The organism is Streptomyces sp. NPDC060209 (genome assembly GCF_042728155.1).
Taxonomy (GTDB): domain Bacteria; phylum Actinomycetota; class Actinomycetes; order Streptomycetales; family Streptomycetaceae; genus Streptomyces.
In genome coordinates this window covers 1-4,859 of sequence record NZ_JBHWZS010000461.1, presented here as the reverse complement: position 1 = coordinate 4,859, position 4,859 = coordinate 1, and the positions used below count along the sequence as shown (strand labels likewise).

5 protein-coding genes are annotated in these 4,859 nt (G+C 73.3%); all 5 read right to left on the bottom strand.

Annotation, left to right across the window (positions count from 1 at the left end):
• Positions 1-96 precede the first annotated feature (96 nt).
• On the bottom strand, positions 97-795 hold the full coding sequence (locus tag ACFWFI_RS41050; protein ID WP_387400798.1) for a FadR/GntR family transcriptional regulator: 699 nt from the start codon (positions 793-795) through the stop codon (positions 97-99).
• A 188-nt stretch (positions 796-983) separates the two neighbouring features.
• Positions 984-1,973, bottom strand: a complete 990-nt coding sequence (locus tag ACFWFI_RS41045; RefSeq protein ID WP_387400796.1) for a sugar kinase — start codon at positions 1,971-1,973, stop codon at positions 984-986.
• Positions 1,970-2,632 carry a bifunctional 4-hydroxy-2-oxoglutarate aldolase/2-dehydro-3-deoxy-phosphogluconate aldolase gene (locus ACFWFI_RS41040; RefSeq protein WP_387400800.1) on the bottom strand — a complete coding sequence of 221 codons (663 nt, stop codon included), beginning with the start codon at positions 2,630-2,632 and terminating at the stop codon, positions 1,970-1,972. The genes ACFWFI_RS41045 and ACFWFI_RS41040 overlap by 4 nt, the downstream gene beginning before the upstream one ends.
• A gap of 82 nt (positions 2,633-2,714) precedes the next feature.
• Positions 2,715-3,860 carry a galactonate dehydratase gene (dgoD, locus tag ACFWFI_RS41035; protein ID WP_387400794.1) on the bottom strand — a complete coding sequence of 382 codons (1,146 nt, stop codon included), beginning with the start codon at positions 3,858-3,860 and terminating at the stop codon, positions 2,715-2,717.
• Positions 3,861-3,941: 81 nt separating this feature from the next.
• Entirely contained in the window at positions 3,942-4,727 is a 786-nt protein-coding gene (locus ACFWFI_RS41030) for an SDR family NAD(P)-dependent oxidoreductase (RefSeq protein WP_387400792.1), read from the bottom strand.
• Positions 4,728-4,859: the final 132 nt, after the last annotated feature.

Sequence of the window (4,859 nt, the reverse complement as noted above, 5' to 3'; positions counted from 1 at the left end):
CCCGCCACGGTGCGCGCATCGGCCGCCCGCTCGACGGTGCGGCGCGCGGCCGCCCGCTCGACGGTGCGGCGCGCGGGCGCCCGCCGCCACGAGCGCTCAGCCTCCGGTCACGTTCTCCGCGTCGGCGGCCGCCTTGCTGAGGAGCTCCGTCATCGCGGTGTGCGCGCGTTCCGCGTCCCCGTCCCGGACGGCGTCCAGAACCGCCCGGTGGCTGGGCACCGGGTCGTCGTCCTGCCGGTGTGTGTGCACGAGACGGTCGCGCTCCCGGAGCCCGGGCTCCAGCAGCAGGTCGAACCGGGCCAGCAGGTCGTTCCCTGTCGCCAGGAAGAGCGCGCGGTGGAAGGCCGTGTCGGCGGCGGCCGCCACGTCGGCGTCGCCCTGCGCCGTGCCCATGGCCGCCAGCGCCTCCTCCAGAGCGACGAGATCCCGCTCGCTCCTGCGCCCCGCGGCGTGCCGGGCCACGGCCGGCTCGATGATGGCCCGCACTTCGGCGAGGTCACCGAGCAGCTTCGCGCCGTTGCCGCTCGCCACCCGCCAGCGAATCACGTCGGCGTCGAGGAAGTTCCACTCCCGGTCCGGCTGGACGAAGGTGCCGCGCTTCTGACGGGAGTCGATCAGCCCCTTGCCGGCGAGGACCTTCAGCGACTCCCGCATCACGGTGAGGCTGATGTCCATCTCCTCGGCGACGGACCGCACATCGATGGTGTCCCCCTGCGCGATCCTTCCCGACACGATCCGGTACCCCAGGGCCTCCACGACCTGACCGTGGATGCCCCTGCCGACGTAGGCCGCCATGGCCCGCCTCCTCGTCCTGGTGAAGCCGTACGGGCGGGCGCACGGCGCGTCGTAGGGACCCACCGTGCCGTGCCGGAACGGCCCCGAGTGCCGGCTCCCCGGGACCCGGAGAGCGCTGTGCGCAGCGGCACCATTGAAGCATCAGAATAATTGATATTTAATATCTGCGCCGCCGCTTCCGCCCGGGGTCAGCGGATCGCGGTGCCCGGTGCGGCGTCGAGCAGGCCGAGTTCGTCGCGGCGCGGCAGTCCCTCCCAGTCACCGTCCGAGGCGACGGCGAACGCGCCGAGTGTGTTCGCGCGGTCGAGGCGCCCGGCCGGCGGAAGCCCGTCGAGCAGACCGGAGAGGTATCCGGCGCAGAACGCGTCGCCGGCTCCCACCGTGTCGCGTACGGGCACGCGCAGAGCGGGTACGGAGTGCCGGGCACCCCGCCGGTCACGGACGGCGGCTCCCTCTCCCCCGCGTTTGACGACCACTTCTCGTACGCCGGCGTCCAGCAACGCGTCGACGGCTCGCTCCTCGCCCTCGGGAGTGTCGGTGAACGCGTCGCTGACGACAGGGAGTTCGTCGTCCGAGGCGATCAGGACGGTCAGGAGCGGCAGCAGCGGTCGAAGCGCCCTGCCCGCCTCCTCGGCCGTCCATAGTCGCTGCCGGTGGTTGACGTCCAGGGCGACGGTCCATCCCTGCGCGTGGGCGTGGGCTGCCGCCGCGCGCACCGCCTCCAGGGGGCCCGGACCGAGGGCACATGTGATGCCGGTCAGGTGGAGCACGCGGGCGCCGTCACCGAGGGCCGGTGCGATGTCGGCGGGGGTGAGCAGCGAGGCGGCGGAGTGGCTGCGCCAGTAGTGGACCCGTGCGAGGTCCGCGACGCGCTGCTCGCGGAGCATCGCACCGGTGGGGGCGGTGCCATGGGTGGCAGCCCGGGTGATGTCGACGCCTTCCCCGCGGAGCGTGCGCAGCACGAGGCGGCCCGGCTCGTCGTCGCCGACGAGACCCGCCCAGACGGCGTGGTGGCCCAGCCGGGCCAGACCGATGGCGACGTTCGACTCGGCGCCGGCGACGGTGGTCCGGGCCTGGGCACCGACCGCCAGGGAACCGGGCAGTTGGGCGGCGAGCATGGTCTCGCCGAACGTCAGCACGTCGACGGACGCGGGCGCTTGCCCGGGTGCGGCGCTCACGCCTCCCCCCGCGTGCCGGCGCAGAGCGCGACGAAGCGGCGGGCGCGGTCGCGCAGGGCGGCCAGGTCGCCGCCGTCCGCGGCGTCGCCGACCAGCGGCGAGCCGACGCCGACGGCGACGGCGCCGTGGGCGAGGTACTGCTCGGCGCCGGCGAGGTCCACTCCGCCGACGGGCACGAACGGCATCTCGGGGAAGGGGTCGCGCAGGGCCTTGAGGTAGGCCGGACCGCCGAGCGATGCGGGGAACAGCTTGACGGCGTCGGCGCCCGCGCGGCGGGCGGCGACGGCCTCGGTCGGAGTGAGGGCGCCGGCCAGGACCGGCAGCCCGGCCCTGACCGACGCGGCCACGGACTCGGTGAGTGCGGGGGTCACGATCCAGCCGGCCCCGGCTTCGTGTGCCCGGGCGACGTCGTCCTCGGTCAGCACGGTGCCCGCGCCGACGACGGTTCCGGGCCCCACCTCGGCGGCGGCGCGGCGTATGACCTCGATGGCGTCCGCGGTGTTGAGGGAGACCTCCACGAGGGCCACGCCCTCCTCCGCGAGGGTCAGCACGGTGCGCAGTGCGGCGTCGGGGTCCGATCCGCGCACGATGGCGGCCAGGCGGGTGCGCCGGAGCACGCCGGCGAAGGTGTCGCTGTTCAGAGGGGGCAGGGAGTGCATGTCGTTCACGTCCAGAAGGGTCGTGGGGCGGGGGCCGGCCGTCGGGACGATACCGATCGGCGAGCGGCCGGCCTGGGCGGGGTCACCATTCGGCGAAGGATCCGTCGGCGTGGCGCCAGATCGGGTTGTGCCAGTCATCGACGGTGCCGTCGGCGGCGCGGACCGCGCGTTCGTCCACCTCGATGCCGAGGCCGGGGGCCGTGGTCCGCAGGAAGTGTCCGTCGTGGAAGTCCAGCGGCGTCGGGTCGGCCAGGTAGTCCAGCGGTCCGGCGCCGACGTTGTAGTGGATACCGATGCTCTGTTCCTGGATCAGGAAGTTCGGGGTGCTGAAGGCGACCTGGAGGCTGGCGGCGAGCGAAACGGGTCCCAGCGGGCAGTGCGGCGCGAGAAGAACGTCGAAGGTCTCGGCGAGCGCGGCGATCCGGCGGACCTCGGAGATTCCTCCCGCGTGGGAGAGGTCGGGCTGGATGACCGCCACTCCGGCCAGGAGTGCGGGGAGCGACTCGGTACGCGAGAAGAGCCGTTCCCCGGTGGCCAGCGGCACGGGCGATCCCGCGACCAGGTCGCGGAGCCGGTGGGTGTACTCGGGAAGCACGGGCTCCTCGACGAACAGCGGGTTGTACGGGGCGAGATGCGGCAGGACCTTGGCCGCGTTGGCGACGGTGAACCGGCCGTGGAAGTCGACGGCGAAGTCCCTGTCGTCGCCGAGCGCCTCACGCGCGGCGGCGGCGCGGGAGACGACCTCGTCGATGTCACGGGTGGTCGCCAGCCGGTTCATCCGCCCGGAGGCGTTCATCTTCACGGCGGTGAATCCGGCCTCGACCTGCTCCCGCACGGCCTCGGCGATCTGGGTGGGCTCGTCCCCGCCGACCCAGGTGTAGGCCCGCACACGGTCACGCACCGGGCCGCCGAGCAACTGGTGAACAGGGGCGCCGTAGACCTTGCCCGCGATGTCCCAGAGTGCCTGGTCGAGACCGGCGACCGCGCTGGAGAGGACCGGCCCGCCGCGGTAGAACGACCCCTTGGTCATGGTCTGCCAGTGGTCCTCGATCCGCAGCGGGTCCTGCCCGACGAGGAGTTCCGACAGCTCGTGCACGGCGGCGCGGACGGTGGCGGCGCGGCCTTCGACCACCGGCTCGCCCCAGCCGACTACGCCGTCATCCGTCTCGACCCGGCACAACAGCCAGCGGGGCGGCACCGCGAAGGTCTCGACACGGGTGATCTTCATGCTTCTCCTTGGAACGGCTGGATACGGGCGGGCAGGCGGCGCACTGGGCGCGGGCATCCTTCGTGGCGGGCAGGCCGCGGGTCAGGAGGAGGTCTTGTAGGCGCTCCAGCCTCCGTCGACGACGAGCGAGGCACCGGTGACGAAGGAGGCGTCCTCGCTGAGGAGGAAGGCGGTCGCACCGGCGACCTCTTCGGGCCGTCCGAGCCGCCCGGCCACGGTCTGCTCGGCACTGCTGCGCCGGTCCTCCTCGCCGATGCCGTCCCACGCGCGGGTGAGGACGGGGCCGGGCAGCAGGGCGTTGACGCGTACATCAGGTCCGTATTCGACGGCCAGCTGCCGTGCCAGTCCGGTCAGTCCGGCCTTGGCGGAGGCGTAGGCCGGGCGGCCCGGCAGTCCGACGAGTGCGTGGACCGACGAGATCAGGACCGCACTGCCACGGGTGGCGCGAAGGTCCTCCAGACAGGCGCGGAACCCGAGGAACGCGCCGGTCAGGGTGACACCGAGCTGCTGGTTCCACTGGTCGAGGGTCGTGTCGTGGGCGGGAGCGACGCGTACGGCGTAGGCGTTGGAGACGAGCGCCGAGACGGGCCCGAACGCACCGTGCACGGCGGCCAGCGCCGACGCCCACGCGCTCTCGTCGCTCACGTCGGTGCGGTGGAAGAGGGCCTCTCCCCCGGTGTCCCGGATGGCGCGGGCAGTGCGCTCGCCCTCGGTCGTGTCGATGTCGGCGACGAGGACACGGGCCCCCTCGTCCGCGAGGCGCCGGGCGGTGGCGGCGCCGATGCCCCCTGCCGCTCCCGTGACCACGACGGCGCGGCCGTCGAAACGACGCGCCCCCCTCGGCGTCTGCGGGTCTGTGGACAGCATGGGGCGGCTCCGGAGACTGCGACGGACGGCATTCGGACGGTCGGCGGTGCCCGGGGACACCCACCGGGGTTATTAAATATGAATTATTGCTCGACGCCAAGGGCCTGCCGACCGAGGACCGCGGCCACACAC